Here is a 25,652-nt window from a genome sequence, read left to right on the forward strand (position 1 = left end):
AAGAAAAAAGGAGGGATAAAGATGGGGGTTATTGAAACAGCTGAATGGCTACATTTATATTATGGACGGCCAGAAAAACTTTGTGAGAAATTTACGAAGTATATTCCGTTGCCAAAAGAAAGGTTGTATCGCTTTTTAATTTCAAAAGGGATGTATCGTCCGGTCATGCATGGGGAAAAGGAAATTAAAGAATTAGAGGAAAAGGAAATTTGGAAAGAGTTGAGCTTGGAGTATGATAAATTGAAAAATTGGTTGAAAGGTCCGGATGTCCCTGTCTTTATTTTATTATCAGATTCCTATAATCGAACTGTACAAGAAGAGTATAACGGTAGGGCTGGATTATCTATGCGTCATGTTATTTTCTTATTTGTATGTGGACGGAATTCGGTGGAAGAATTAAAGGTGTTATTGGCGCATGAATATCATCACATATGCAGGTTACATCAAATTGAGACGAAAGAAACAGAATATACATTACTTGATACGATGATTATGGAAGGGCTAGCTGAGCAAGCGGTAACGGAAAGATATTCAGAAAAAAACAATGCACCGTGGACGATGTATCTTTCAAAAGAAGAGGCTATTTATTATTGGAAAAATGTTGTACATGAAAGAATAAGTATAAAACGAGGAACAAGGGAGCACGACATCTTATTAAATGGATTTCACTCTTATCCAAAGATGCTTGGCTATGCGCTTGGATTTCATATTGTCAAAGATTGTGTAACATTGGAAGGAGAAGATACACTTTCTTTATTATCTATAGATGCAAAAGAAATATTGAATAAAGCAAATACATTTCATATATAAAAAAACAGGAGCTCTATTTCCTGTTTTTTTAGTATTAATAGAAGAAAAAATAATAATTAGAATATATTTCCTTAGGTGGAATAAAGTTAAGAAAAATTGAACATAATGATTGATACAAACAGTAGTGAAGTGAGGGGTAGTGAATGTTATATCTACATGATGTATGGGTAAATTGGTTTGAAGGTGAAGAGAATGGGTATAACGTTTGTCATTTTTACGAATGGCGGAAAGATGATACGATTGAGCTATTAGATCAAGTGCCATTATTAAAAGTAGATGCCACATTATATCATTACATCGAGGACGAATTGTTAGAGCTTCCGCAAAAATTGTTGGAAGACGTACATCATAAGGCTTATATTCGTAAAAATCATGAACGTTTGCAGCAAGAGTATTGCTTTGTTGTTACAGATGGAAAAGGAATTATTGCGATTGATACAATTGGTTACAATGTACCTATTCGTAAAAGCAGACTTATACCACGGCAAGAGCAGATGGTATATGAGATGGTAGAAAACGTACAAGCAGAAAAGTATGAGTTCCAAGTAGAAGAAACAGAAAAAGAACACCACATTTTATCACCATCGCCTTTCATTATGAATGGCTTGACTCGTAAAGAAAGACAACTAAAACAATTATTATTTATGGCGTTAGATCAATTACATACAACGAAAAATACAGCGGAAATTCGCTATTGGTACACAGAGTGGGATCCGTCAGCATATGGAACGGTCCAACATATGGAATTTGAAGATATTTGGGCAAGACTATATGATGAAGCGAAATCAGGCTGGTCTGAGAAGCACGAACAATTATGCGAGCGCCTTGTAAAAGGACAGCCGTTTTTTGAAAAGTTATGGGAAATGGAAAATGAGCAAAAGGTAAATTAAAAAACCGCCAATTGGCGGTTTTTTAATTTGGTGAAATCCAGCTCCAGCGGCAAGAATGTTCGGTGGCTTCGCGCCTTCCTGCGAGGCAAAAAGCGCCTTTACGTCAGGAGCTCCATCCCCCTCACATTCTAAACGAGCCGCTTCCACTTTATATGTAATTTAGCTCCGGCTCCTAGCCCTTCGCGTCTAAGAACCTTCCCCACGAGAAGGTAAAAAGCACCTTCTGTGGGAAAGAACTTTAGCCGTCAGGGCTAAGCAGTCGCCTCCGCTTTTTATGTTACCTACGTTTTCTGCTTAGTCCCATTGCGTTTTCTACTTTGCGTAGTTGTTTGAATGCAACGCGGTTTGCTTTTTCGGCACCTTTGTCTAGAATTTCGTCTAGTTCTGGGGAGCTGATTAGTTCGTTATATTTGTCTTGGATTGGGCGAATTGCTTCTACGACTACTTGTGCTAAGTCGCCTTTGAAGTCGCCGTATCCTTTTCCTTCGTACATTGCTTCTATCTCTTCAACTGTTTTTCCTGAGAATGAAGAGTAAATTGTTAATAGGTTAGAGATTCCAGGTTTATTTTCTTTATCGAATTTCACGATACCTTCTGAATCTGTTACAGCACTTTTAATTTTCTTTTCAATTGTTTTTGGTTCATCAAGCATACTGATCATTGATTTTGGATTCGGATCAGATTTACTCATTTTTTTCGTAGGTTCGGTTAATGACATAACGCGAGCTCCTACTTTTGGAATACGAATTTCAGGAACTATGAACACTTCACGGAAGCGTTTGTTGAAACGCTCTGCTAGATCACGTGTTAATTCCATATGTTGTTTTTGGTCATCACCAACAGGTACGATTTCTGTGTTATAAAGTAAAATATCAGCAGCCATTAATGGTGGATACGTAAGTAATCCAGCTGGAACTGAATCTCTACCTGAAGCTTTATCTTTATATTGTGTCATACGCTCTAATTCTCCAACGTAAGCAACAGATTGCATGATCCATCCTAGTTGAGCGTGTGCAGGTACTTCTGATTGTACAAATAAAGTAGCTTTTTCAGGATCGATGCCGCATGCTACATAAAGTGCAGCAAGACTACGAATGTTTTTGCGAAGTTGTATAGGATCTTGAGGTACTGTAATGGCATGTTGGTTTACAATACAGAAATAGCAATCGTGTTCGTTTTGAAGCTCTGTAAATTGCTTCATAGCCCCTAAATAGTTTCCAAGTGTAATCGTTCCGCTTGGCTGAATACCAGAAAAGATAACTGACATAATTATTTCCTCCTAAATTTGAATGCGTGATAGGGAAGAGAAGGCAAACAAAAAAGCCCATTCATCCCAAAAAACTATAGGGACGAATGGACCGCGGTACCACCCTAATTATTTCACTACTGTGAAATCTCTCTAATCCATAGTAACGTCTGGATATAACGCCAAGGCCTACTACTTTCGGTTCGGTTTGGTGCTCAAAAGCCCATTCCATACTGTACAATTACTTGTTCACACCGACCACAAGCTCTCTGAAATTGCATCAATATGTACTCTTCTTTATCATCGCATACATATAAATTTATTTATTGTTACTTGAGCTCTTTTAATATGAAAGAACTAAAGTTTTATAACAAAATGTTTTGCTGATTATTATATCATATGGGATAGTGTTTGCAAACTACATCAAAATAGTAAAGCTAATGAGGGTCGAGAACAACCCAAGAACGATACCTGTAATACAAATTGGATATGTCCATTTGAATGAATATGTTTTATAAATACGTTCTTTCTTATCTGTAGGTTCCTCGACTTCTTCAATTAAAGAGTCAATCTTTTTGTTCGTGCCAAATACTCTCTGGAAAGCGTAAAGAGTTACATTGAAAAATCCATTTTGAAATATGAATAAAAAACCACCTATCAGAATAAAAAATAGCGCGATATAAAACGAGATGTTGACAAAGTTCAACAAAAATTGAGATGAAATGAGGAATGCACCAATACTAGAAGCAATCATCGCTATAAAAATTAGTATACAAGTATGAAAAAAAACTTTATTCAAAATATTCCCCTCCGTCAAAATATTACTAGAATTATTATACTATAAAAGCTATAATAAGTACTAGAAATAATTTTTTGAAAATTATACACAATTAAAGGTCTGATTTTAAGATGATGGTAGCAATGTTAACGTATCCCTTTACGAAAAATTAAAAATATAAACATTTTATTAAAAATTTTAACAAAAAAACAAAAAACTATATTCACAATCGTCGTATTATATGTATAATGAAAATTGTAGAAACTTGGAGATTATTCTTTCAATTCTACTTTTTAACAAGTGAGGGTACAGGAAGTGCAATTAGGGGAGGCAACACAACATGAAGAAAAAGATACCGTTATTACTTGCATCAACTTTAACTGCAAGTATGTTGCTTGGCGCGTGTAGCTACCAAAAAGATGATGCAAAAGCAAAAGGGAAAGAGAACGCTACGAGTAGTAGTAACGGAAAACAGATTCTTAATTTAACAGAGTTATCTGAAATTCCGTCAATGGATGCATCATTAGCATCTGACTCTTCATCTTCTACAGCATTAAATAATACGATGGAAGGTTTATATCGTATTGGCAAAGATCAAAAGAGAATGCCTGGCGTTGCAGAAGATGTCGAAAAGCTAGATGATGGGAAGAAATACATATTTAAATTAAGAAAAGATGCGAAATGGTCAAATGGGGAACCTGTAACAGCTAAAGACTTTGTGTATTCATGGAAAAGAGCCGTAAATCCAGATACAAAAGCAACGTATTCGTACATTATGTTCGATATTAAAAATGCAGAGAAAATTCATAAAAAAGAATTACCTGCTGACCAATTAGGTGTAAAAGCGATTGATGATTATACATTAGAAGTGGAATTAGACAATCCCGTTCCTTACTTTATCGATTTAACAGTTTATCCAGTATTTTACCCGCTAAATGAAAACTTTGTAAAAGCACAAGGTGATAAGTTTGGTTTAGAGGCAAATACAACATTATATAACGGTCCATTCGTTATGAGTGATTGGAAACATGAACAAAGTTTCCAATTCAAGAAGAATCCTTCATATTGGGATAATAAAACGGTTAAAATCGAAGAAATCAACTTTAATATTGTAAAAAATACAGCAACTGATGTAAATTTATATGAGACAAACGCGATTGATCGTGCGGCTTTAACGTCTGAATTTGTTGATAAGTTTAGACAAAGCCCAGAGTTCCAAACAAGAAAAGAAGCAGGGGTTGCTTACTTAAGATTTAATCAAAGTAATCAGTACTTAAGTAATAAAAACTTAAGAAAAGCAATTTCAATGTCCTTTGACCGTGATAACATTGCGAAAGTTATTTTAAATAACGGTGCAATTGGAGCTTACGGATTTGTTGGAAAAGATTTCGCTGAAGGTCCGAATAAAAAAGATTTCCGAGCTGAAAATGGAAAGCTAGTTGAAACAAATCCAAAAGAAGCGAAAAAGCTTTGGGAAACAGCGAAGAAAGAGCTTGGAACTGATAAAATCGAACTAGAATTCTTAAACTTTGATAATGAAGATGCTAAAAAAGTTGGTGAATTCTTAAAAGGTGAGATAGAAAAGAACTTACCAGGTTTATCAATTAAAATTAAACAGCAACCATTCGCACAAAAAAATAAATTAGAAGATTCTCAGCAATATGATATTGCGTTTGGTATTTGGGGACCAGATTTCCCAGATCCAATCTCATATTTAGATATGTTTGTTACGAATGGTTCTCAAAATAAAACAGGGTATTCTAATCAGAAGTATGATGAGTTAATCCTAAAAGCTAAAACAGATACAAAAGATTTACAAGCTCGCTGGAACAACCTTCTAGAAGTAGAGAAGATGTTAATTAAAGAAGATGCAGTTATCACTCCAATCTTCCAAAAAGGTTCAGCGTATGTAGTAAAAGGTGCCGTAAAAGATATTATCCCAATTAACTATGGTGGTAAATTAACTTACAAATGGGCATCTGTTGAACAAAAATAATCTTTTTTTTCCATCGTTTACAAGGGTATATGCCTATGATGGGCATATGCTCTTATTTTAAAAAAATAAAAGTAAGAATATTTTAAACTATCTTATTGCTTTTGAGAAAAACGGGGAGGTGCTTGACTATGGGACGTTATGTATTAAAACGTTTCGTGTACATGGCTTTGACATTATTTTTAATTACTACACTGACTTTCTTTTTGATGAAATTACTTCCGGGTTCTCCGCTTAAAAACCAGGAGAAGCTATCACCGGCACAAAAAGAAATCATTCTTGAAAAATACGGATTAAATGATCCGGTACCAGTTCAATACGCACGTTACTTAGGTAACTTAGCAAAAGGTGATTTAGGGGTATCATTCCAATATGATAACCGCCCAGTAACAGACATGATTGTGGATCGTATTGGACCATCAGCCCAATTAGGTTTACAAGCGATTATATTAGGGACATTTATCGGTTTAATTTTAGGTATTGTTGCCGCACTTCGTAATAATACGTGGGTGGATTATAGTGCAACAGTTATTTCGGTACTCGGAATGTCGGTACCATCATTCGTATTCGCCGCATTACTACAATATTTCGTAGGGGTAAAACTTGGTTGGTTCCCGGTAGCATTCTGGAAAGGACCAGAGTTTACTGTAATGCCTACAATTGCATTATCGATGGGAGTTATCGCAACAATCGCACGTTTCTCTCGTGCAGAATTAATTGAAGTTATGCAGTCAGACTATATTTTAACAGCGAAAGCAAAAGGAATTAGTCAAGGCGTTATCATTGTAAAACACGCACTTCGTAACGCGTTAATTCCAGTTGTAACAATTTTAGGACCAATGGTTGCGGCATTAATTACAGGAACACTTGTTATCGAGCAAATTTATGCTGTACCAGGACTTGGGGAACAATTCGTTAAATCGATTACTTTAAATGACTATACAGTTATTATGGGAACTACGATTTTCTATAGTGCAATCTTCATTTTAGTTATTTTCATTGTCGATATTTTATACGGAATTATTGATCCTCGTATTCGTTTAGCGGGAGGGAAAAAATGATGAAAGATGTACAAAAATTATCTCCAGATTTATTTCAACAAGCCAATCAAAATAATGTTGATAATGAAGTCATTGCCCGTCCAAGCTTAACGTTTTGGCAAGATGTAAGAAGACGTTTGTTCCAACATAAAGGTGCGATGCTTGGCCTTGTATTATTAGTAATCATTGCGCTATTAGCGATTTTTGGACCGATGGTAAGTAAACACTCGTATAAAGAGCAAGATTTAGGTCGTGCGAAATTACCACCAAAAATTCCAGTTATTGAAAATGTTCATTGGTTACCATTTGACGGTACAGATCAATATGGTGTTGACCAATATGAAAAACGTGATATTAAAGAGTACTTCTGGTTTGGTACAGATGATCTTGGCCGTGACTTATGGACAAGAACATGGGAAGGTACACGCGTATCATTATATATCGCTCTTTTAGCAGCAGCAATTGACTTAGTAATTGGGGTTGCATACGGAGGTATTTCAGCATTCTACGGCGGTAGAGTAGATAATATTATGCAACGTATTATGGAGATTATTAACGGTATTCCATACTTAATCATCGTTATTTTAATGGTAATCATTATGGGATCTGGTATTTGGTCAATTACACTCGCGATGGCGATTACGGGTTGGATAGGGATGTCGCGGATTGTTCGTGGACAAATCCTAAAGTTAAAAAACCAAGAATATGTATTAGCATCTCGTACATTAGGTGCAACAAATACACAATTAATTGTGAAACATTTAATTCCAAACGTAATGGGACCTATTATCGTAATGACAATGTTCACAATTCCATCAGCGGTGTTTGGTGAAGCGTTCTTAAGTTTCATTGGTTTAGGAATTCAGCCACCATTCGCGTCACTTGGTTCTCTTGTAAATGATGGTTATAAATCTATTCAAACGTATCCACACATGATGTTCATCCCTGCGGTTGTCATCAGTATGTTAATTCTAGCATTCAACTTAATGGCAGATGGATTACGCGATGCGTTAGATCCAAAAATGCGTAAGTAAATGAGGAGGGAGAAGTAAAAATGAAAACATTGTTAGAGGTAAAAGATTTACAAGTCTCCTTTGATACACATGCAGGTGAAGTACAAGCAGTGCGCGGAGTTACTTTTGATTTGAAAAAAGGGGAAACATTAGCGATTGTAGGAGAGTCTGGTTCTGGGAAATCAGTTACTTCTAAAGCGCTAATGGGGTTAATCCCAAATCCTCCAGGCCGTATTAAAAATGGAGAGATTGTATTTGACGGTCGTGATTTAACGAAATTAACGGAAAAAGAAATGCAGCAAGTTCGTGGTAAAGATATCGCGATGATTTTCCAAGATCCAATGACATCATTAAATCCAACGATGACAATTGGGAATCAAATTATGGAAGGTCTTATTAAACACCAAGGGATGAGTAGAGGAGACGCACGTAAAGTTGCGTTAGAATTAATCGACCTTGTAGGTATTCCAAATCCAGAAGCACGTTTAAAACAATATCCTCACCAATTCTCAGGTGGTATGAGACAGCGTGTAGTTATTGCGATGGCGTTAGCTTGTAACCCGAAATTATTAATTGCCGATGAGCCGACAACAGCGCTAGACGTTACGATTCAGGCACAAATTTTAGAACTTATGAAAGACATTCAGCAAAAAACAGAAGCGGCAATTATTTTCATTACGCATGACTTAGGTGTAGTAGCAAACGTTGCTGACCGAGTGGCAGTTATGTATGCTGGTAAAGTTGTTGAAATTGGAACTGTAGATGAAATTTTCTATAATCCGAAACATCCATATACTTGGGGCTTAATCGCATCTATGCCAAGTTTAGATGGTTCAGAGGAAGAGTTATACGCAATTCCTGGAACGCCTCCGGATTTATTGAAGCCGCCAAAGGGTGATGCTTTTGCACCACGTAACCCACAGGCGCTGAAAATTGATTTTGAAATGGAACCGCCTTTATTTAAAGTAAGTGATACACACTATGCGGCAACTTGGTTACTTCACGAGCAAGCTCCAGAAGTAAAACCGCCGGCAGTTGTTGAAAAACGTATTCTTCAAATGAAAGCAGGTGAACAACATGACTAAACAACGTGAGAAATTAATTGAAGTAAAAAATGTAAAGCAGCACTTCGACGTGAGTGGTGGTGTTGTCAAAGCGGTTAATGATATTTCATTTGATATTTACCGCGGAGAAACATTTGGTCTTGTAGGAGAATCAGGTTGTGGTAAATCAACAACTGGAAGAACGATTATTCGTTTATATGATGCAACTGCTGGTGAAGTATTATTCGATGGTGAAAACGTACATGGTAAGAAATCACGCACAGAATTGAAGAAATTCAACCGTAAAATGCAAATGATTTTCCAAGATCCATACGCATCACTAAATCCTCGTATGACAGTAGGGGATATTATCGCAGAAGGTATTGATATTCACGGATTAGCGAAAAGTAAAAAAGAGCGCATGGACCGTGTTCATGAACTACTAAACACAGTTGGTTTAAATAAAGAGCACGCAAACCGTTTCCCACACGAATTCTCAGGTGGACAACGTCAGCGTATCGGTATCGCTCGAGCGCTTGCTGTAGAACCAGAATTTATCATTGCCGATGAGCCGATCTCAGCACTTGACGTATCGATTCAGGCGCAAGTTGTAAACTTACTGAAAAAGTTACAAAAAGAAAAAGGGTTAACATACTTATTCATTGCCCATGATTTATCGATGGTAAAATACATTAGTGACCGCATCGGCGTAATGTACCGTGGTCAAATTGTAGAACTGACAACAAGTGAAGAGTTATATGCGAATCCAGTTCATCCATATACGAAATCACTATTATCAGCAATTCCGCTACCAGATCCAGATTATGAGCGTAATCGTAAACGTATCGTATACGATCCATCGCAGCATGATTACGGTAGCGAAGTGCCAACAATGCGTGAAATTCGTCCAGGACATTTCGTACTATGTTCTGAAGCAGAGTATAAGAAATATAAAGAAATCTATCAATAAAAAAGAGCCATTCTTCCATTGCGGAAGGAGGGCTCTTTTTTCTACTATATAAAATTACTAAACTTGAACAGAAATACTCTCTTCTTGTTCTTCAGGTTTAACTAGTGCGTAACGTTCCCAAGCTCTACTTTTCCAGCGGAAGAACATAATAATGGCACGTGTCCATTCGTCGATGGCGATCGCTAGCCAAATACCCACGAGCCCCATATCTAAATGAAAGGCGAAAAAGTAACCTAGTGGTAAACTCATTAACACCATAGAAAATGCACCGATTAAAACAGGATATTTTGCATCACCAGCTGCACGAAGCGAATTAATGATGACGATGTTCATCGTACGTCCCGTTTCAAGTAGTACACTTAGTAAAAGAACACTTGCGCCTAACCTGATAATGTGCGGATTATCTGTAAACAGTCCCATTAATTGTGTACGGAATGTAATAACGAGAGCGACCATACATAAAGTTACACCAATCGCCCATTTTACACTTTTCCACAAACGTTCGTATGCTTCATCCTTTTCGCCACCACCAACAAGGCGGCCAATAATAATGGCTGTTCCCATACCAATCGCAATTGCAAATAAATAAGTGAACATGGAAATGTTAGTAGCGTATTGTCTAGCAGCTAATGATTCCGTTCCTAAGTACGTTGCGTAATAAAGGAAGACGATTTGACAAGCTTGATACATCACTTGTTCAAATGCAGATGGAATGCCGATTTTTAAAATTTTTCCAATGTATTCTTTGGATAAAGTGAAGTAATATTGTAATTTCACACGATATTCCATAACGCGATATAGTAACCAGAAGAAAACAATAAGTGCGATCAATCGACTGATAGCGGAAGAAATTGCAGCCCCTTGTACACCGAGCTCAGGGAAACCAAATTTCCCGAAAATGAGTACGTAGTTTCCAGCGATATGAATAATATTCATTCCGAGTGAAATAAACATCGCTTGCTTTGTAAAACCGTGTACACGGATAATTGCGGCTAATGAGTTAATGATAGCTTGCAGGAAGATTGCCCCTCCGACGATAGATAAGTAGTTTTGCGCATACGTTAGTACATCGCCTTGTAAGTTCATTGCGAGCATCATATGTTCCGAAAATAAAAGAAAACCAGCGCTTATAACGAGCCCAACTATTAAATTTAATGTGACGGCTAATGCTGATATTTTAGATGCTTCCATAAAGCGTCTGGAACCGAGGTATTGAGATACAACGATAGCAGCGCCGTTCCCGATGACTTCTAATACCAAAATCGCAATATGGAGATATTGATTCGCTGCACCAACCCCAGATACAGCATCGTCTGATAATGCACTTAACATGAAAGTATCAGCGATCCCCATCAACATAAAAAGAAAAACTTCTAGAAAAATAGGCCATGTTAATAAGAATAAACTTAATTTCTCTGTCGGCCCATTTTTTGCCTGAATTGCTGTCATGTCCGTCCCCTCTTTACCGATATCTATTTTTAGCAAAATGTATCGTAACATACTTTCTTATCCTTTGCACTCATTTTAGCCTATATATTTTTAATATGAAGGGCCTGCTATTTTATGTTGAAAAGGGTGGGATAATTATACATAAAATATTATAAAATATAAAATTTATTTTTCTCTGATAATTTAGAAGAATATAAAAATAATTATTTTTGGCACTTTAGTAAGGAAAATAGACAATATAAAACGTTTACAAAGATATATTTTTTAACACAAAATTTTAATGAAATAGAAATATAAATATACAAAAAATATATTTGTGTGTATAATATGAATTATTAGAACATATATATATTTCTTTCTGTTTGAAAATGAAAGGGCTAACATTTTTTGGAGGGTGGAAGTATGAAAAAAAAGATACCAGTTTTTGTAGTATCAACAGTAGCAATGAGCATGATATTAGGGGCATGTAGCTACCAAAAAGATGAACCGCAAGCAAACGCAAAAGGGGATAGCGGGAAAAGCGGTGCGAAGCAAGTTCTTAATTTAATTGAAACACAAGAAATTCCAACGATGGACCCAGCATTATCAGCTGACGCAGTTTCTTCAAAAGTAATGAACAACACGATGGAAGGTCTATACCGCCTTGGAAAAGATGATAAGTTAGTTCCAGGTGTAGCAAAAGAATTTAAAAAGTCAGAAGACGGTAAAAAATATACATTTAAATTACGTGAAGACGCGAAATGGTCAAACGGTGAGCCTTTAACGGCGAAAGATTTTGTATACGCATGGCAAAGAGCAATCAACCCAGACACAGCTGCGAAATCAGCATACATTATGTATGATATAAAAAATGCAGAGAAAATTAATAAAAAAGAGATGAGTCCTGATCAATTAGGTGTAAAAGCAATTGATGATTACACATTAGAAGTAGAATTAGACAATTCTATTCCATATCTTGTAGATTTAATGGTATATCCAATCTTTTATCCTGTAAATGAGAAATTTGTGAAAGAGCAAGGTGCGAAGTTTGGTTTGGAAGCGAACACAACGCTTTACAACGGACCATTTACATTAAGTGATTGGCAACATGAACGCAGTTTTAAAATGACAAAGAGCTCATCATATTGGGACAATAAAGAAGTGAAGCTTGAAGAAGTAAACTTTAATATTGTAAAAGATACATCTACGCCAATTAACTTATATGAAACAAATGCAATCGATCGAGCGACGTTATTAGCAGAGTTCATCGATAAATATAAAGGAAAACCAGATTTCAAAACAGTAGAAGAGACATCTGTATTTTTCCTACGCTTAAATCAAAAAGATCCAGCTTTAGCAAATAAAAATATTCGTAAAGCAATTTCCCTTGCTTTTGATCGTAAGCCGTTCGTTGATACATTATTAAATAACGGTTCTAAGCCAGCAACAGGATTAATTCCTGATAACTTCATTAAAGGTCCGGATAAAAAGGATTTCCGTGCTGAAAATGGTGATATTGTAAAACCAAATGTGAAAGAAGCAAAAAAATATTGGGAAGCTGGTACAAAAGAGCTTGGAAAAAATGAAATTGAATTAGAGTTATTAAATGAAGATGTTGAATTATCTAAGAAAACTGGTGAATATTTAAAAGGTGAACTGGAAAAGAATTTACCAGGCTTAACAGTGAAAATTAAACAACAACCATTCGCACAAAAGTTGAAATTAGAAGATGCGGGTGATTATGTCATGTCATTCTCTGGATGGGGGGCAGACTTCCCAGATCCGATCACATATCTTGATATGTTTGTAACAGATGGGTCACAAAATAAGATGAAGTACTCTAATCCGAAATACGATGAAATCATTATGAAAGCGAAAAAAGATGGAAGCGATGTAAATGCTCGCTGGAAAAACTTACTTGAGGCAGAAAAAATGTTACTTGATGACGCTGCGATTGTTCCAGTATACCAACGTGGTAGAGCATACTTACAAAGAGAAACAATTAAAGATATGTACAACCATAAATATGGCCCTGATGTGAGCTTCAAATGGGCATCCGTAGGGAAATAAAAAAAGCAGGCTAACCACCTGCTTTTTTTAATACGTGCGTTTCTTATAAATGCCTTTTCCGCCAACTTGATTCCAGCCGGATTGTACATCCAAACTTTTGTTAACAAACTTCATTTTTTCTTTTCCGCCAAAGAGCTTTTCGCCAATGCTATTTGTAATGACACCAATCAATGCTGTTATTCCGATGATGAGGGCAGCAACCGTAATAAAATCAACAAAAAAAGCAATCATTTGCAAACTCCCCCTTTGCCTGTCTGTATGTTTATTGTATGAGATAAAAAATAAAAAAGAAAGAAATGTCAGAAAAAAATAATTTACTTTAGAAATCGTGTGGACAGGAGGGAGAATATTTGTTAAAATAAGAACAAATGTTCCTTTTCATTCTCATTTGTATAGTCTTACATTTCTTAATTGATTTATCAGGAAAAAGTAAGAAAACGTTCTCTTTTTCATAGGGAAGATTATAGATAAATAACTATATATTATATGAAAAATCTAGGGGAAATGAGTATTGAAAGGGTTGAAAGTTATTGTTCAAGTACAGATAAATTGAGCGTAATCATGTTACATAGCAGTGGAATACACGGAAGAGTTTTCTCAACTAGCAGGAAATTTACTGTATATTTCTTGCAAAATCTATTGTATAATGATTATAGAAGTTACTTATTAAAAGTAATTGTTGTTTATTATAAGTTGTTGCTTACATGAAATGCGATTTTTGTACTTTTCAATAAGACAAGTTATCGCGAAAAATTGCTGAAGTTAGAAATTAAAACTGTATTTAGTACAGAATTTGTACTCTTTAAGGAGAGTGAGCTTTGTATGGTAACATTATATAGTTCTCCAAGCTGTACGTCTTGTAGAAAGGCGAAATTATGGCTAGAGGAAAATCATATTCCCTATACAGAACGTAATATTTTCTCAGATCCATTAACAATTGAGGAAATTAAAGAGATTTTACGTATGACAGAAAGCGGAACGGATGAGATTATTTCTACTCGTTCGAAAGTTTTCCAAGAATTGAATGTAAACTTAGAATCTTTACCACTTCAAGATTTATATAAGATGATTCGTGACTATCCAGGGATTTTACGTCGTCCAATTATGATTGACGAGAAACGCCTTCAAGTTGGTTACAACGAAGACGAAATTCGCCGTTTCTTACCACGTACAGTAAGAACGTTCCAATTACGTGAAGCACAACGTCTTGTAAATTAATTATAATAATATGAAAACCTTCTACCTATTATATAGTAGAAGGTTTTTTTTAATGTTTCACATTGCGTAATCGAACTTGTTGTACGATAAAGCCGATGCATAAAATAGTGAAAATGAACAAATAAGGAATGCTTGCAGTGAAACTTGGGTTGTTATGAAAAAAGGTGGCAAGTCTGTCTTCATGTGTAACCATTTTTCCTGCAGTATAGGCAAGAATCGCTGCACCGCAATAAATGAGGAATGGAAATCGTTCCATAAGTATTAAAATAAGTTTGCTGCCCCAAATAATAATAGGGATAGAAATGAGTAAGCCAATTATGACGAGTAAAAATCTCCCGTGAGCTGCACCTGCAATGGCAATAACATTATCAAACCCCATAACGAGATCCGCGAAAACAATTGTCCGCACAGCTTGGAATAAAGTTGTTTTTCCTTGAATAGCAGAAAGATCGTTGTTATTATCAGTTAATAAATTGACTGCAATTAATGTAAGTAAAACCCCGCCAATCAGTTGTAGAAATGGAATGTCGAGTAAATAGACAGCTAATATAGTAAGGGCAATTCTTAGTACGATTGCTAAAAGAGTACCAATCAAAATAGCTTTATTTCGTTTCGATTCAGGTAAATTTCGGCTAGCTAGTGCGATGACAATTGCATTGTCACCACCTAATACAACATCGATACCGACAATCATTAGTACGGATGTTAAAAACTCTAAGTCCATTCGTCTGCCTCCATTTATGATGTTTTAATAAGCGAACTGTATGTATGTGATGAAGAAAGTTGTTGTTAAATAATCTCTTCCAATAGAAGTTTCACTTTATTAAAGTGTACGGGGGAATGTGGAAATGTATGTCCAAATTTTTTGTAAGTAAGAAATCGCTATAATAATATATTTATGTAGTTGATCGAGTAAAGATAGGCATATAACTATTTTTGTAAAATAAATCGATTTTATTTCCATTCTGGAGAATCTTATCATAAAATGAGAGTACAAGAATCTATTGATTTGTCATATGAGTGGGGAATCCCTTCATAACAATTCTAAGCAGGAAGGGAGAGTTGTATTTTGGATATTGAAAGAATTAATGATCATACGATGAAATTTTTTATTACGTACATTGATATAGAGGATAGAGGATTTAATCGTGAAGAAATTTGGTATGATCGCGAACGAAGTGAAGAGCTCTTTTGGGAGATGATGGACGAAGCTCGTGATCATGACGATTTCTTTATTGATGGGCCGTTATGGATTCAAGTGCAAGCAGTCGATAAAGGGATTGAAGTACTTGTCACGAAAGCAGAGCTTTCAAAGGACGGACAAAAGCTGGAACTACCGATAGGGGTAGACAAAATTATAGATATTCCTCTAGATGAAGGCATCGAATCATTATTCCAACAAGAGTTAGTCGAAGAGGTAGAAGAACAAACAGGAACAAACTTTAATGAAGATGGTACGTTTGGCTTTTTAATTAAATTTAATGATTTTGAAGATGTCATTTCATTAAGTCATCGTCTTATCTTTGAAGATATAAAAGATGAGCTGTATTCATTTGAGAACCGCTATTATGTATATGTGGAATTCGATGAAGTGCTACATGATGAAGAAGAAATCGATCGTATTTTAAGTATTATTTTAGAATATGGGGAAGAATCAACTTTAACAATTCATCGTGTAAGTGAGTATGGAAAACAAATTGTGAAAGAGCATGCGCTTGAAACGATTCGCAATAATTTTCCTGCTAAAACGTAGGCCGATTTCTGTAGTATGAAATCGGCTTTTTATATGAAGAATAGGAAAGCTTTCTTAGTTAGGAGGTAAGAGATGAAAAATACGTTAAAGCTGATTTTCTTTATCCTGCTATTGTTCGCATTATTTGTTTCGTTACGTATGTTTATTGATGTAGCATTTTATTCAGATGTGATTGGGATAAAAGATGTTTCGATTTTAGGTATTATTAGTATTTTATTTACAGTATCTGCGTTTTTAATTGGTTGCGTTATTTTCTTAGAAAATCGCCATCCATCTAAAACACTTACATGGTTAATTGTGTTAGGGATTTTTCCGGTATTTGGCTTCTTTGCTTATTTATTATTTGGACAAAATTTTCGGAGAAAAAGAATGTTTCAAAAGAAGGCGTTACTTGATGAACAGGCGTTTTTACAATATAAAGGGCATGAAGATTACGAAGAAAGAATTTTACGCAATCATAAGCATCAAGAGCTGTTATTTCGTTTAGCGGATCGCTTAGGCGCTTTAAATATTTCATTTCAAACTGAAACGAGGACATTAACAAATGGAGATGAAACGTTTCAGGCCATTTTAGATGGATTAAAACGAGCAAAACATCACATTCATATGGAATATTACATTGTGCGTGATGATAAATTAGGAACAGAAATTAAAGATATTTTAATACAAAAATCAAAAGAAGGCGTTGTTGTTCGTTTTTTATATGATGCGGTTGGAAGTTTTAAGTTATCAAAATCGTATATTGAAGAATTAAACGATGCAGGTGTTGAAATGATTCCGTTTTTTCCTGTGCGCTTTCCGATTTTAAACGATAAGATTAATTATCGAAATCATAGGAAAATTGTTGTGATTGATGGGAACGAAGGGTTTGTAGGCGGATTAAATATCGGTGATGAGTATTTAGGGAAAAGTAAATATTTTGGCTTTTGGCGAGACACGCATTTGTATTTACGTGGTGAAGCGGTTCAAAGTTTACAGCTTATTTTCCTTCAAGATTGGTTTTATATGACTGGAGAGGCTGTGCTAGCTCCTGAATATTTACAAGCAAAAGCAGTTGAGGGTGATCATTGGGGAGGCGTGCAGCTCGTTGCAGGCGGCCCTGATAATAAGTGGGAAACGATTAAGCATTTATATTTCGCAATGATCGCTTCTGCTCGGAAATCTATTTGGATTGCAACGCCGTATTTCATTCCGGATGATGATATTTTATCCGCATTAAAGGTAGCTGCGCTTGCTGGTATTGATGTTCGTTTGTTAATGCCGAGTAAGCCTGATAAGCGTACTGTCTTTTACGCATCGAGATCGTACTTCCCAGAGCTTTTAGATGCAGGGGTAAAGATATATGAGTATGAAAAAGGTTTTCTCCATAGTAAAGTTGTCATTGTCGATTCTGATTTAGCTTCAATTGGGACAGCTAATATGGATATGAGAAGTTTTCATTTGAATTTTGAAGTAAATGCCTTTTTATATGATACAGATAGCATTAAAAGACTTGTTCAAGACTTTAAAGATGATTTAGAAGAATCAAGTGAAATTCATGTCGATCATTTTCATAAAAGGCGTCTTCATAGACGAATTGTTGAATCAACGTACCGGTTATTATCCCCTTTATTATAAAAAGAGATGTCCGAAATTGGGACATCTCTTTTTTTAAAGGAATTTGTAATAAATTGTAGAATGTAAAGAGCTGAAAGGATGTGATTACGATATTTATAGCTAAAAGAGAAAACGGAGAAAAAATTCATTTACTCTACAATTGTAATGAAGAGCTTTTGCGCCGTATGCGTCAACAGGAACGATTCTTTTGTGTAGCTTGTGGAAAGGAAGTACAAATGAAATTAGGGAAACAAAAAAGTTGGCATTTTGCTCATAAAAAAGTGGATTCATGTCTTGCCTTTTATGAAGCGGAATCTATGTATCATAGGCACGGTAAAGAATTGTTATATAGATGGTTCGAACGTCAAAACTTTCATGTAGATATAGAGCATTATCTGCCCCAGATTCAGCAACGACCAGATATTTTTATAGAGAGAGCAGGGAGAAAAATTGCGATTGAATACCAATGCGCAAATCTTTCTATAGAGCAGCTGTACAAACGAACCTATTCGTATTGGCGAGCGGGTATACAGGTCATTTGGATCATTGGTGGAAATCAATTGAAAAAGCAATCTGCATATTGGATGAAATTTTCCTCACTTATGGCTTTCTCCTTACAATCTTATCCTCAACCATTTCTTATTTTCTTCTGTTCCAAACAAAAAGCATTTATGAAATGCGCGTTTCTCACTTCTTTTTCTACAAGCGTCTCTTTCTCACATACTATATATTTACCAACTGAAACTACTACTTTTGAATTACTCTTTTCCCCTGTTCCTTTCCAAAAAGAAATATTAGACCGAGAATGGAAGCAACGAAAGGACTATTTTCGAAAAAATGCTTTGCCTATTTGGAATTATAATTATAAGTCACTATTACGCCTCTTATATCAATTTAAATGTACCCCAGCGAGCTTTCCTTCTGAAATTGGTGTTCCACTCCCTTCTGGATTTGCTTTTCAAACAAACCCATTTATATGGCAAGCTTTTCTATATATGAAGTGTATAGGGGAGCTTGCAGTAGGAGAGTGTATTTCTCTTCAATATGTGTGTAGTTATGTAAAAAAGTATACGAAAAGGCGTATGCTCCCGTACTTTTCAAAGCATATATGGAAAGTAGCAGTTACTGAATATATGACATTCTTATGTTATACAGGTGTATTACGTAAAGTGGAGACTTATAAGTACCGGAAAATAAGGGGAATCGTTATGTTAAAAACAGAGGAGGAAGTTATGAAATATGATGAAACTTGTTTAGCGTATGCCTTATCTTTATTTGAGGCAAAGTACAACATGAGAGAAGGAAAAGGGGATATAATAAAGACTGATTGTGAAGGAATTACATAAGAAAAAAACGAATTGTACTTAAGTAGAGATAATTAAAGGAGGGCTTAAAGAATGTCTGAACAAAACAAAGCGAAAACATTACCAGATCGCAATGAGATTGAAGAAGCAAGTACGTGGCGATTAGAAGATATTTTCCAAACAGATGCAGAATGGGAAAAAGAATTCCAAGCTATTAAAGAGCTATTACCGAAGTTAACTGAATTTAAAGGGAAACTTGGTGACTCTGCGGACAATTTACTTGAGGCATTGCAATATGAAGACGAAATTTCAATGCGATTAGGTAAGCTATATACATATGCTCATATGCGTTACGATCAAGATACAACAAACTCTGTATATCAAGCATTAAATGATCGCGCAACAAATTTATATTCACAAGTATCTAGTAGCACAGCGTATATTGTACCTGAAATTTTGTCGGTTTCAGAAGATACACTGCAAACATTCTTGAAGGAAAATAGAGATTTAAGTGTATATGAACATGCATTAGAAGAAATTACACGTCAACGCCCGCACGTATTATCAGAAGCTGAGGAGGCTTTATTAGCGGAAGCACCTGAAGTAATGAGTTCATCAAGCAATACATTTGGTATGTTGAATAATGCGGATTTAAAATTCCCATCTATTAAAGGTGAAGACGGAGAAGAAATAGAAATTACACATGGTCGTTACATTCAGTTTTTAGAAAGTGATGATGGCCGTGTTCGCGAAGATGCATTTAAAGCTGTATATGAAACGTACGGGAAATTTAAAAATACATTCGCAAGTACGTTAAGCGGAGCAGTAAAACGTAATAATTTCAATGCGCGTGTTCGTAAATATGATTCTGCTCGCCAAGCTGCACTAAGCAATAATAATATTCCAGAAGCAGTATATGATCAACTTGTTGAAACGGTAAATGACAACTTACATTTATTACACCGTTACATCGATATTCGTAAGCGTGCATTAGGACTTGATGAGCTTCATATGTATGATTTATATACACCACTTGTACCAGAAGTGAAAATGAATGTGAAATACGAAGAAGCGCAAGACCTTTTATTAAAATCTTTAAACGTACTTGGTGATGAATATGTTGATATTTTGAAAGAAGCATATGAAAATCGCTGGGTAGATGTGTATGAGAATAAAGGAAAACGAAGCGGGGCATATTCATCTGGTGCATATGGAACAAATCCGTATATTTTAATGAACTGGCATGATAATGTAAATAATTTATTTACACTTGCTCATGAATTTGGTCATTCGGTGCATAGTTACTATACAAGAAAAACACAACCGCACGTATATGGTGATTATTCCATCTTCGTAGCAGAAGTGGCATCAACTTGTAATGAAGCGCTTCTAAATGATTATTTATTAAAAACGACAGAAGATAAGAAAGAGCGTCTATATTTATTAAATCATTATTTAGAAGGATTCCGTGGTACTGTATTCCGTCAAACGATGTTTGCAGAGTTTGAACATATTATTCATAAGAAAGTACAAGAAGGACATGCTGTTACGCCAGACATGCTAACGGAAATCTACTACGATTTAAATAAGAAATATTTCGGTGACGCTTTAGTAATCGACGAAGAGATTGGTTTAGAATGGTCTCGTATTCCGCACTTCTACTACAACTATTACGTATATCAATACGCAACAGGATTTAGTGCAGCGACAGCTCTATCTAAACAGATTTTAGAAGAAGGACAACCAGCAGTAGAACGTTATATTAACGAGTTCTTAAAAGCAGGAAGCTCTGATTATCCAATTGAAGTGCTGAAAAAAGCAGGAGTAGATATGGCATCTCCTGAACCAGTAAAAGAGGCACTACAAGTATTTGAAGAGAAATTAAATGAATTAGAAGCATTATTATTTGAAGAAAAGTAATGAAAAAAGACGAGAGATTGTATCCTCGTCTTTTTTGTTGAATAAATTCAATGTCGATATTTGTCGAAAAAATAAGGTGAATTTCTTTGTTTTTCTAACTGAAAGGATAGTTTTACAGCTGATTTTTGAAATTAAAACCCTTTGAATCTTTTTTTATGATTGAAATAAGAGAGAGTGATAACGATGATTCCAAATAAAAGAGGTAAGGCAATAATTTTAGGAAAAGCTTGTAGTAGAGAGAGGATGTACAAGAAAAAAGAAACGATGACAGCTAGAAAGAGAAGAGCAATATAAGATTTTTTCATAAATAACCCCCCTAAATGACCTTTTTTATAGCTTATTCAAAAATGAAAACGTTTAGAATGTGACAAAAGTGTGAATTTCGACAAAAGGGGTTGTCATCTGGCGTCGAATCTTGTAATATAATAAGCGTGAACGAATTCACATACAAACATATACCCCTTTGTTTGAACGTGAAAATTTCTCCCATCCCCTTTAATATTTTTATAAGCCGTAAAGAAAAAGACCTGGTGTTTACACCAGGTCTTTTTCTTTTGCTATCCATTTCCAATAACGTTCGCATTTTACTTCAATCATTTGTACTTTTCGTTTCAGTTGTAATTTTTTAAGTTCGCGCTCAATTTCTTGCTGCGGACAGTCATAAATAAATGCTACTTCTTTTGAAGATATAAATTGTGTTGCTTCTAGTAATGCTTCTAAAGGTGGTAATGGTTCTGGCTCAATTTCACATTTTACAAGTTCTTTCAATAATTGTACGTATACATCGTAGGAATAATTTCCAGCGATTTTAATACCTTCTTCATCTGAGTTCGCATGAAAAAAGACGAGGGAGGGTATTTCTGTAATATGCATCTCATTCGTGAATTTCAAGTCACATTGGAAAGCTTTTTTTGCACTAGCAGAATGTAGATCTTTTTTAAATTCTTCTACATCAATATTGCTATCTTTCGCACATGCAAGTAATAGTTCGCAGTCAGGGTTTGATACATTTTCAAGGAAAATGTATTCTTGGAGTTTTCGCAAAAACTTCGAACCTGCTTTTCGGCCTTGCAACTCCGCCGCCTTAATTGCCATCGAAACTAAATATGGTGTTGACGATGCTTCTTGCATATGTACCTTTCCATCACATGAAAAACCTTGTAAACTTGTTGTCTTTTCCCACACAAATCGAATATTAGCAGGTTTATTCCATTTGTGTGAGGAAGCGTTCGTTCCATCCACTTTTCCTGTTACGATATGACGAATAGAGAAGTATTTCCCGTATTCAAGCCATAGTTTAATAATAAAAGGCTCAATTTCCCAGCAATCTTTACAAAGTGGATCAATAAATAAATATGCTTCTACAGACTTATGCTCGCATGCGGAAGGAGATGGCATATTTATATGCTTTGCTTCCTGCTTATCCATTACACTTCACCTGTTTCGTTTGGAGTATTAACCATATGCTGAGCGGTTAATGCTAAACGTTCAAAAACAAACTCTCTTATATGACCATGCACTCCAGTATCATCCATTGCTTGCTCCATACATGATAGCCAAGCCTCTGCTCGTTTTGGAGTAATCTCAAACGGAAGATGGCGTGCCCTTAACATAGGATGACCATGTTCTTCAGTGTACAAATTAGGACCACCTAAATATTGTGTTAGAAATTGCTTCTGCTTCCTAGCGGTTTCTGTTAAATCTTCCGGGAAGATGGGAGATAAGTCAGGGTGTTTACTGACATAGGAATAAAATGTATCTACTAATATTGCAATGCATTGTTCACCGCCAATTGCTTCAAATGGTGTCATCGGTTGCTTGCTCATCCTTTATAAACTCCTTTTTCCATGAAATGTATATCTATTGTAGCAATGGAATGTTCGAGAGGGCAAATAAACAGCCTTCTCAAACATTCTTTGCTTATTCTACGGGTGTAAACTTTTTTAGTAAGATGTATCCACTAGTGAAACATATTCACTAGTGGAATTTTCACTTTAGCGTGCTTTGTTTTGTTTGGCAAGGAAAAAGCGTTTTACTTTGTTATTTGTATGACGAACAGGTATGTTATGTTGCGTTAATAAATGAATAAATGCAGCTTTTCCTGTTTCTTCATCTTGCACTTCAAATTCAATTTCATAATCATCGTGATTGTAATAGAAACTATGATCAAAGACAAGCGTTCCGCCTTTAAATAATGCTTCGGCTCTTTCAGTTGTTAAACTACCCATATAAGTTAAAGTGGAAACAGGAATTTGTAATTTGTGTAGTTGATCCATTACAGCCCCTGGAATGATTACGTTTGTTTCCATCATCATTCTTGCTTCGTCTTCTGTTACGACTTGATGCGTTTCTAACAAGCCGACTTCTGCAGGTTGTTTCAATGTTAATGTATAAATTTCTCCTTTATGACGAATACGAAGTGCAGAGCCGGCTTCTTTTAACGAGAAGCCCGGTGTTTCAAAGTAGTGATTCACCTGTTTCGTAAATGCTTCAATAGAGAATGATTTACATAATGTATCGAATTCTTCTTCTGTAACAATATTTTTAAATTCAATTTCAATTTCTTGTGTCATTGTATGCGCGCTCCTTTTAAAAAATAATTCTTTACACATTATCGCTTTTTCATAAATTTGGTTCAATGTTTTATTTGTTTGCGTCCATGTTATGATACAATAATACTGTTAAGTAAGACAGGAAGTTGAGATGGAGGAGTTAGAGCATGCAAAATAAAATTCAAGTTAAGAGCGTAGAAAAGAGAGAGAATGCGCTTATTTTTTGTGCGGAAAATAATGAAATAGAGGTAAAGGAGTTAAGTGCGCGTAATCACGTACTTGTAGACTCAGACAATTTATCATTTTTATATATTTTAGAAAACGAATCATCTTTCATTTATGTAAGTATTCCGCACACATGCTGGGAAGCAATGCATGAAGCGATGAATAACGATATAGTAATGTTCGTTCGTGTGAATGACGTTGAAATGGAATTAGAAAATTTAAAAGAAGAAGTAGAATATTTAGTTGAAAATATTGAAGGTAATGCAAATTACGGAGAAGAACTAGTAACTGCTGTAGAAAAAGTATTTCTATAAGCAAATGGATTGATTTTGGTGGTGGTTGAAATGAATCGAAATTGGGAAGAATTTTTAGCACCTTACCATCAAGCGGTGGCAGAGCTGAAAGTGAAACTAAAAGGAATGCGTACTCAATTTGCAATGTTGACAGAGCATTCTCCAATTGAGTTTGTAACAGGAAGGGTAAAGTCGGTTGCTAGTATTATTGATAAAGCGGAGAAGAGAAATGTACCGCTAGATCGGCTGAGAGAAGATATGCAAGACATCGCGGGCCTTCGAATGATGTGTCAATTTGTTGATGAGATTAAGCCTGTTGTAGAATATCTTCGAAAACGAAATGACTTTGAAATCGTGGAAGAACGTGATTATGTCACGCAAAAGAAAGATAGCGGCTATCGCTCTTATCACGTTGTCATTAGTTACCCCGTTCAAACGATTCAGGGAGAAAAAAAAGTATTGGTAGAAATCCAAATACGCACGTTAGCAATGAACTTTTGGGCAACAATTGAGCATTCTTTAAATTATAAATATAGTGGACGTTTTCCTGAAGATATTAAAATACGCTTGCAACGTGCAGCGGAAGCGGCGTTTTTATTAGATGAAGAAATGTCTTCTATTCGTCTTGAGATTCAAGAAGCGCAGAAGGCTTTTTCAAGAAAGCAAGAAACGAAAGATTCCGAATCATAAACTAAAGGGTGTTGGGCGATGAAATTTACAATTATGTCAAAGGGAGATCAATCATCAGATACACTGGCAAGCACGATGAAAGAGTACTTGTTAGATTTTGGATTTACAATGGATGAAAAGGAACCCGATATTGTAATTTCTGTTGGGGGAGATGGAACGCTTTTATATGCGTTTCATCGTTATTATAATCGATTGGATGAAACAGCATTTGTTGGTGTACATACAGGACATTTAGGTTTCTATGCAGATTGGTTACCGACAGAAGTAGAGAAATTAGTAATTGCGATTGCGAAAACACCATTCCAAGTGGTGGAATATCCGCTTTTAGAAGTGATTATTCGCTATGTGAATGGAAGTAAAGAGTCACAGTATTTGGCGATGAATGAGGCGACTGTAAAAAGTGCAGAAGGTACATTAGTAACAGAAGTAGAAATACGCGGAGAATATTTTGAAACATTCCGCGGGGACGGCCTTTGTATTTCTACTCCTTCAGGAAGTACTGCATATAATAAAGCGCTTGGCGGAGCAATTATTCACCCTTCTATTGAAGCGATTCAAATTGCAGAAATGGCGTCCATTAACAATCGTGTGTTTCGTACTGTGGGATCGCCACTCGTATTGCCGAAGCACCATACATGTGTGTTAAAGCCAGCTGCAGGAATGAACTTACAAATTACAGTGGATCATTTAACGATGGTTCATCAAGATGTGAAATCAATCCAGTATCGCGTCGCAAACGAGAAAGTACGATTTGTTCGTTTCCGCCCGTTCCCGTTCTGGAAACGAGTTCGTGACTCGTTTGTTGCAGATAAATAGAAAG

The 25,652-nt window shown here is 35.6% G+C and carries 25 protein-coding genes and 1 other annotated feature; of the genes, 16 read left to right on the forward strand and 9 right to left on the reverse strand.

The features are described from left to right. Positions 1-21: 21 nt before the first annotated feature. Positions 22-810 carry a DUF2268 domain-containing putative Zn-dependent protease gene (locus CN409_RS11590; protein ID WP_000538198.1) on the forward strand — a complete coding sequence of 263 codons (789 nt, stop codon included), beginning with the start codon at positions 22-24 and terminating at the stop codon, positions 808-810. Between the two features lie 143 nt (positions 811-953). Beyond that, a complete protein-coding gene (locus CN409_RS11595; RefSeq protein WP_000966119.1) occupies positions 954-1,700 on the forward strand; it encodes a YjbA family protein in 747 nt (248 codons plus the stop codon). A 277-nt stretch (positions 1,701-1,977) separates the two neighbouring features. Here the strand turns inward: CN409_RS11595 and trpS are convergent, their stop codons facing one another. Together trpS and CN409_RS11610 are read right to left on the reverse strand one after the other, a co-directional pair. Then, on the reverse strand, positions 1,978-2,967 hold the full coding sequence (gene trpS / locus CN409_RS11605; protein WP_000110979.1) for a tryptophan--tRNA ligase: 990 nt from the start codon (positions 2,965-2,967) through the stop codon (positions 1,978-1,980). A 75-nt stretch (positions 2,968-3,042) separates the two neighbouring features. Next, positions 3,043-3,259 (reverse strand) — a binding site (T-box leader). 105 nt (positions 3,260-3,364) lie between these two features. Further along, complete coding sequence (locus CN409_RS11610; RefSeq protein ID WP_001045002.1) at positions 3,365-3,745, reverse strand: DUF3899 domain-containing protein; 381 nt, start codon at positions 3,743-3,745, stop codon at positions 3,365-3,367. A gap of 319 nt (positions 3,746-4,064) precedes the next feature. Between CN409_RS11610 and CN409_RS11620 the strand changes: the two genes are divergently transcribed. The 5 genes from CN409_RS11620 to CN409_RS11640 all read left to right on the forward strand — a co-directional run bounded on the left by CN409_RS11620 (position 4,065) and on the right by CN409_RS11640 (position 9,783). Then, positions 4,065-5,720: a peptide ABC transporter substrate-binding protein gene (locus CN409_RS11620; RefSeq protein ID WP_000727209.1), complete on the forward strand. Its 1,656-nt coding sequence runs from the start codon at positions 4,065-4,067 to the stop codon at positions 5,718-5,720. Positions 5,721-5,848: 128 nt separating this feature from the next. Further along, positions 5,849-6,778 carry an oligopeptide ABC transporter permease gene (gene opp3b / locus CN409_RS11625; RefSeq protein WP_000534168.1) on the forward strand — a complete coding sequence of 310 codons (930 nt, stop codon included), beginning with the start codon at positions 5,849-5,851 and terminating at the stop codon, positions 6,776-6,778. After that, positions 6,775-7,791, forward strand: a complete 1,017-nt coding sequence (gene opp3C / locus CN409_RS11630; protein WP_000974107.1) for an oligopeptide ABC transporter permease — start codon at positions 6,775-6,777, stop codon at positions 7,789-7,791. Before opp3b ends, opp3C begins: the two co-directional genes overlap by 4 nt. 20 nt (positions 7,792-7,811) lie before the next feature. Then, the gene (locus CN409_RS11635) at positions 7,812-8,855 is read left to right on the forward strand and encodes an ABC transporter ATP-binding protein (protein ID WP_000854341.1); all 1,044 of its coding nucleotides are present in this window, start codon (positions 7,812-7,814) and stop codon (positions 8,853-8,855) included. Continuing rightward, the gene (locus tag CN409_RS11640) at positions 8,848-9,783 is read left to right on the forward strand and encodes an ABC transporter ATP-binding protein (protein WP_000166354.1); all 936 of its coding nucleotides are present in this window, start codon (positions 8,848-8,850) and stop codon (positions 9,781-9,783) included. Before CN409_RS11635 ends, CN409_RS11640 begins: the two co-directional genes overlap by 8 nt. Before the next feature lie 57 nt (positions 9,784-9,840). Here CN409_RS11640 and CN409_RS11645 read toward each other — a convergent pair whose 3' ends face one another. Beyond that, entirely contained in the window at positions 9,841-11,283 is a 1,443-nt protein-coding gene (locus CN409_RS11645; protein WP_002083070.1) for an MATE family efflux transporter, read from the reverse strand. Positions 11,284-11,634: 351 nt separating this feature from the next. Between CN409_RS11645 and CN409_RS11650 the strand changes: the two genes are divergently transcribed. Then, the gene (locus CN409_RS11650) at positions 11,635-13,281 is read left to right on the forward strand and encodes a peptide ABC transporter substrate-binding protein (protein WP_000727253.1); all 1,647 of its coding nucleotides are present in this window, start codon (positions 11,635-11,637) and stop codon (positions 13,279-13,281) included. A gap of 27 nt (positions 13,282-13,308) precedes the next feature. On the opposite strand, the gene CN409_RS11655 is transcribed toward CN409_RS11650, so the two are convergent. Next, positions 13,309-13,512: a hypothetical protein gene (locus CN409_RS11655; protein ID WP_000559983.1), complete on the reverse strand. Its 204-nt coding sequence runs from the start codon at positions 13,510-13,512 to the stop codon at positions 13,309-13,311. Between the two features lie 591 nt (positions 13,513-14,103). Here CN409_RS11655 and spx point away from each other — a divergent pair. After that, entirely contained in the window at positions 14,104-14,499 is a 396-nt protein-coding gene (spx, locus tag CN409_RS11670) for a transcriptional regulator Spx (protein WP_000258267.1), read from the forward strand. A gap of 49 nt (positions 14,500-14,548) precedes the next feature. On the opposite strand, the gene CN409_RS11675 is transcribed toward spx, so the two are convergent. Next, positions 14,549-15,223: a TerC family protein gene (locus CN409_RS11675; RefSeq protein ID WP_000362600.1), complete on the reverse strand. Its 675-nt coding sequence runs from the start codon at positions 15,221-15,223 to the stop codon at positions 14,549-14,551. A gap of 345 nt (positions 15,224-15,568) precedes the next feature. On the opposite strand from CN409_RS11675, the gene mecA reads away from it, so the two are divergent. The 4 genes from mecA (at position 15,569) to pepF (ending at position 21,072) form a co-directional block, all read left to right on the forward strand. Further along, a complete protein-coding gene (gene mecA, locus CN409_RS11680) occupies positions 15,569-16,252 on the forward strand; it encodes an adaptor protein MecA (protein ID WP_000350716.1) in 684 nt (227 codons plus the stop codon). Between the two features lie 72 nt (positions 16,253-16,324). Further along, positions 16,325-17,869: a cardiolipin synthase gene (locus CN409_RS11685; protein ID WP_000799189.1), complete on the forward strand. Its 1,545-nt coding sequence runs from the start codon at positions 16,325-16,327 to the stop codon at positions 17,867-17,869. A gap of 80 nt (positions 17,870-17,949) precedes the next feature. Beyond that, the gene (locus tag CN409_RS11690; RefSeq protein ID WP_000628322.1) at positions 17,950-19,194 is read left to right on the forward strand and encodes a competence protein CoiA; all 1,245 of its coding nucleotides are present in this window, start codon (positions 17,950-17,952) and stop codon (positions 19,192-19,194) included. 51 nt (positions 19,195-19,245) lie between these two features. After that, positions 19,246-21,072, forward strand: a complete 1,827-nt coding sequence (pepF, locus tag CN409_RS11695) for an oligoendopeptidase F (protein WP_097980916.1) — start codon at positions 19,246-19,248, stop codon at positions 21,070-21,072. A 131-nt stretch (positions 21,073-21,203) separates the two neighbouring features. On the opposite strand, the gene CN409_RS31810 is transcribed toward pepF, so the two are convergent. From CN409_RS31810 to CN409_RS11715, 4 genes are all read right to left on the reverse strand, one after another. Continuing rightward, entirely contained in the window at positions 21,204-21,377 is a 174-nt protein-coding gene (locus tag CN409_RS31810; RefSeq protein WP_000750354.1) for a hypothetical protein, read from the reverse strand. Positions 21,378-21,606: 229 nt separating this feature from the next. Continuing rightward, a complete protein-coding gene (locus tag CN409_RS11705) occupies positions 21,607-22,500 on the reverse strand; it encodes a ClpXP adapter SpxH family protein (RefSeq protein ID WP_000360643.1) in 894 nt (297 codons plus the stop codon). After that, a complete protein-coding gene (locus tag CN409_RS11710; RefSeq protein WP_000043386.1) occupies positions 22,500-22,898 on the reverse strand; it encodes a globin domain-containing protein in 399 nt (132 codons plus the stop codon). Before CN409_RS11710 ends, CN409_RS11705 begins: the two co-directional genes overlap by 1 nt. Before the next feature lie 168 nt (positions 22,899-23,066). Continuing rightward, positions 23,067-23,645 (reverse strand): CYTH domain-containing protein, encoded by a 579-nt coding sequence (locus CN409_RS11715; RefSeq protein WP_000191102.1) that lies wholly within the window; start codon positions 23,643-23,645, stop codon positions 23,067-23,069. A gap of 146 nt (positions 23,646-23,791) precedes the next feature. Between CN409_RS11715 and CN409_RS11720 the strand changes: the two genes are divergently transcribed. The 3 genes from CN409_RS11720 to CN409_RS11730 are packed head-to-tail and all read left to right on the forward strand — an operon-like array spanning position 23,792 to position 25,648. Continuing rightward, complete coding sequence (locus CN409_RS11720) at positions 23,792-24,163, forward strand: UPF0738 family protein (protein WP_001179996.1); 372 nt, start codon at positions 23,792-23,794, stop codon at positions 24,161-24,163. Between the two features lie 30 nt (positions 24,164-24,193). Beyond that, positions 24,194-24,832, forward strand: coding sequence for a GTP diphosphokinase (gene yjbM, locus CN409_RS11725; RefSeq protein WP_001081480.1), 639 nt, complete (start codon positions 24,194-24,196; stop codon positions 24,830-24,832). 18 nt (positions 24,833-24,850) lie between these two features. Next, a complete protein-coding gene (locus CN409_RS11730) occupies positions 24,851-25,648 on the forward strand; it encodes an NAD kinase (RefSeq protein ID WP_000673196.1) in 798 nt (265 codons plus the stop codon). Positions 25,649-25,652: the final 4 nt, after the last annotated feature.

The sequence above is a fragment of the Bacillus sp. AFS012607 genome, from assembly GCF_002558005.1.
GTDB classification, from domain to species: domain Bacteria; phylum Bacillota; class Bacilli; order Bacillales; family Bacillaceae_G; genus Bacillus_A; species Bacillus_A thuringiensis_S.

What these genes read in the sequence shown, in the direction of transcription:
- CN409_RS11590 (WP_000538198.1), top strand. Translation starts at nt 22, where the DNA reads ATGGGGGTTATTGAAACAGCTGAATGGCTACATTTATATTATGGACGG.
- CN409_RS11595 (WP_000966119.1), top strand. Translation starts at nt 954, where the DNA reads ATGTTATATCTACATGATGTATGGGTAAATTGGTTTGAAGGTGAAGAG.
- trpS (WP_000110979.1), bottom strand. Translation starts at nt 2,967, where the DNA reads ATGTCAGTTATCTTTTCTGGTATTCAGCCAAGCGGAACGATTACACTT.
- CN409_RS11620 (WP_000727209.1), top strand. Translation starts at nt 4,065, where the DNA reads ATGAAGAAAAAGATACCGTTATTACTTGCATCAACTTTAACTGCAAGT.
- opp3b (WP_000534168.1), top strand. Translation starts at nt 5,849, where the DNA reads ATGGGACGTTATGTATTAAAACGTTTCGTGTACATGGCTTTGACATTA.
- opp3C (WP_000974107.1), top strand. Translation starts at nt 6,775, where the DNA reads ATGATGAAAGATGTACAAAAATTATCTCCAGATTTATTTCAACAAGCC.
- CN409_RS11635 (WP_000854341.1), top strand. Translation starts at nt 7,812, where the DNA reads ATGAAAACATTGTTAGAGGTAAAAGATTTACAAGTCTCCTTTGATACA.
- CN409_RS11640 (WP_000166354.1), top strand. Translation starts at nt 8,848, where the DNA reads ATGACTAAACAACGTGAGAAATTAATTGAAGTAAAAAATGTAAAGCAG.
- CN409_RS11645 (WP_002083070.1), bottom strand. Translation starts at nt 11,283, where the DNA reads ATGTTACGATACATTTTGCTAAAAATAGATATCGGTAAAGAGGGGACG.
- CN409_RS11650 (WP_000727253.1), top strand. Translation starts at nt 11,635, where the DNA reads ATGAAAAAAAAGATACCAGTTTTTGTAGTATCAACAGTAGCAATGAGC.
- CN409_RS11655 (WP_000559983.1), bottom strand. Translation starts at nt 13,512, where the DNA reads ATGATTGCTTTTTTTGTTGATTTTATTACGGTTGCTGCCCTCATCATC.
- spx (WP_000258267.1), top strand. Translation starts at nt 14,104, where the DNA reads ATGGTAACATTATATAGTTCTCCAAGCTGTACGTCTTGTAGAAAGGCG.
- CN409_RS11675 (WP_000362600.1), bottom strand. Translation starts at nt 15,223, where the DNA reads ATGGACTTAGAGTTTTTAACATCCGTACTAATGATTGTCGGTATCGAT.
- CN409_RS11685 (WP_000799189.1), top strand. Translation starts at nt 16,325, where the DNA reads ATGAAAAATACGTTAAAGCTGATTTTCTTTATCCTGCTATTGTTCGCA.
- pepF (WP_097980916.1), top strand. Translation starts at nt 19,246, where the DNA reads ATGTCTGAACAAAACAAAGCGAAAACATTACCAGATCGCAATGAGATT.
- CN409_RS31810 (WP_000750354.1), bottom strand. Translation starts at nt 21,377, where the DNA reads ATGAAAAAATCTTATATTGCTCTTCTCTTTCTAGCTGTCATCGTTTCT.
- CN409_RS11705 (WP_000360643.1), bottom strand. Translation starts at nt 22,500, where the DNA reads ATGGATAAGCAGGAAGCAAAGCATATAAATATGCCATCTCCTTCCGCA.
- CN409_RS11710 (WP_000043386.1), bottom strand. Translation starts at nt 22,898, where the DNA reads ATGAGCAAGCAACCGATGACACCATTTGAAGCAATTGGCGGTGAACAA.
- CN409_RS11715 (WP_000191102.1), bottom strand. Translation starts at nt 23,645, where the DNA reads ATGACACAAGAAATTGAAATTGAATTTAAAAATATTGTTACAGAAGAA.
- CN409_RS11720 (WP_001179996.1), top strand. Translation starts at nt 23,792, where the DNA reads ATGCAAAATAAAATTCAAGTTAAGAGCGTAGAAAAGAGAGAGAATGCG.
- yjbM (WP_001081480.1), top strand. Translation starts at nt 24,194, where the DNA reads ATGAATCGAAATTGGGAAGAATTTTTAGCACCTTACCATCAAGCGGTG.
- CN409_RS11730 (WP_000673196.1), top strand. Translation starts at nt 24,851, where the DNA reads ATGAAATTTACAATTATGTCAAAGGGAGATCAATCATCAGATACACTG.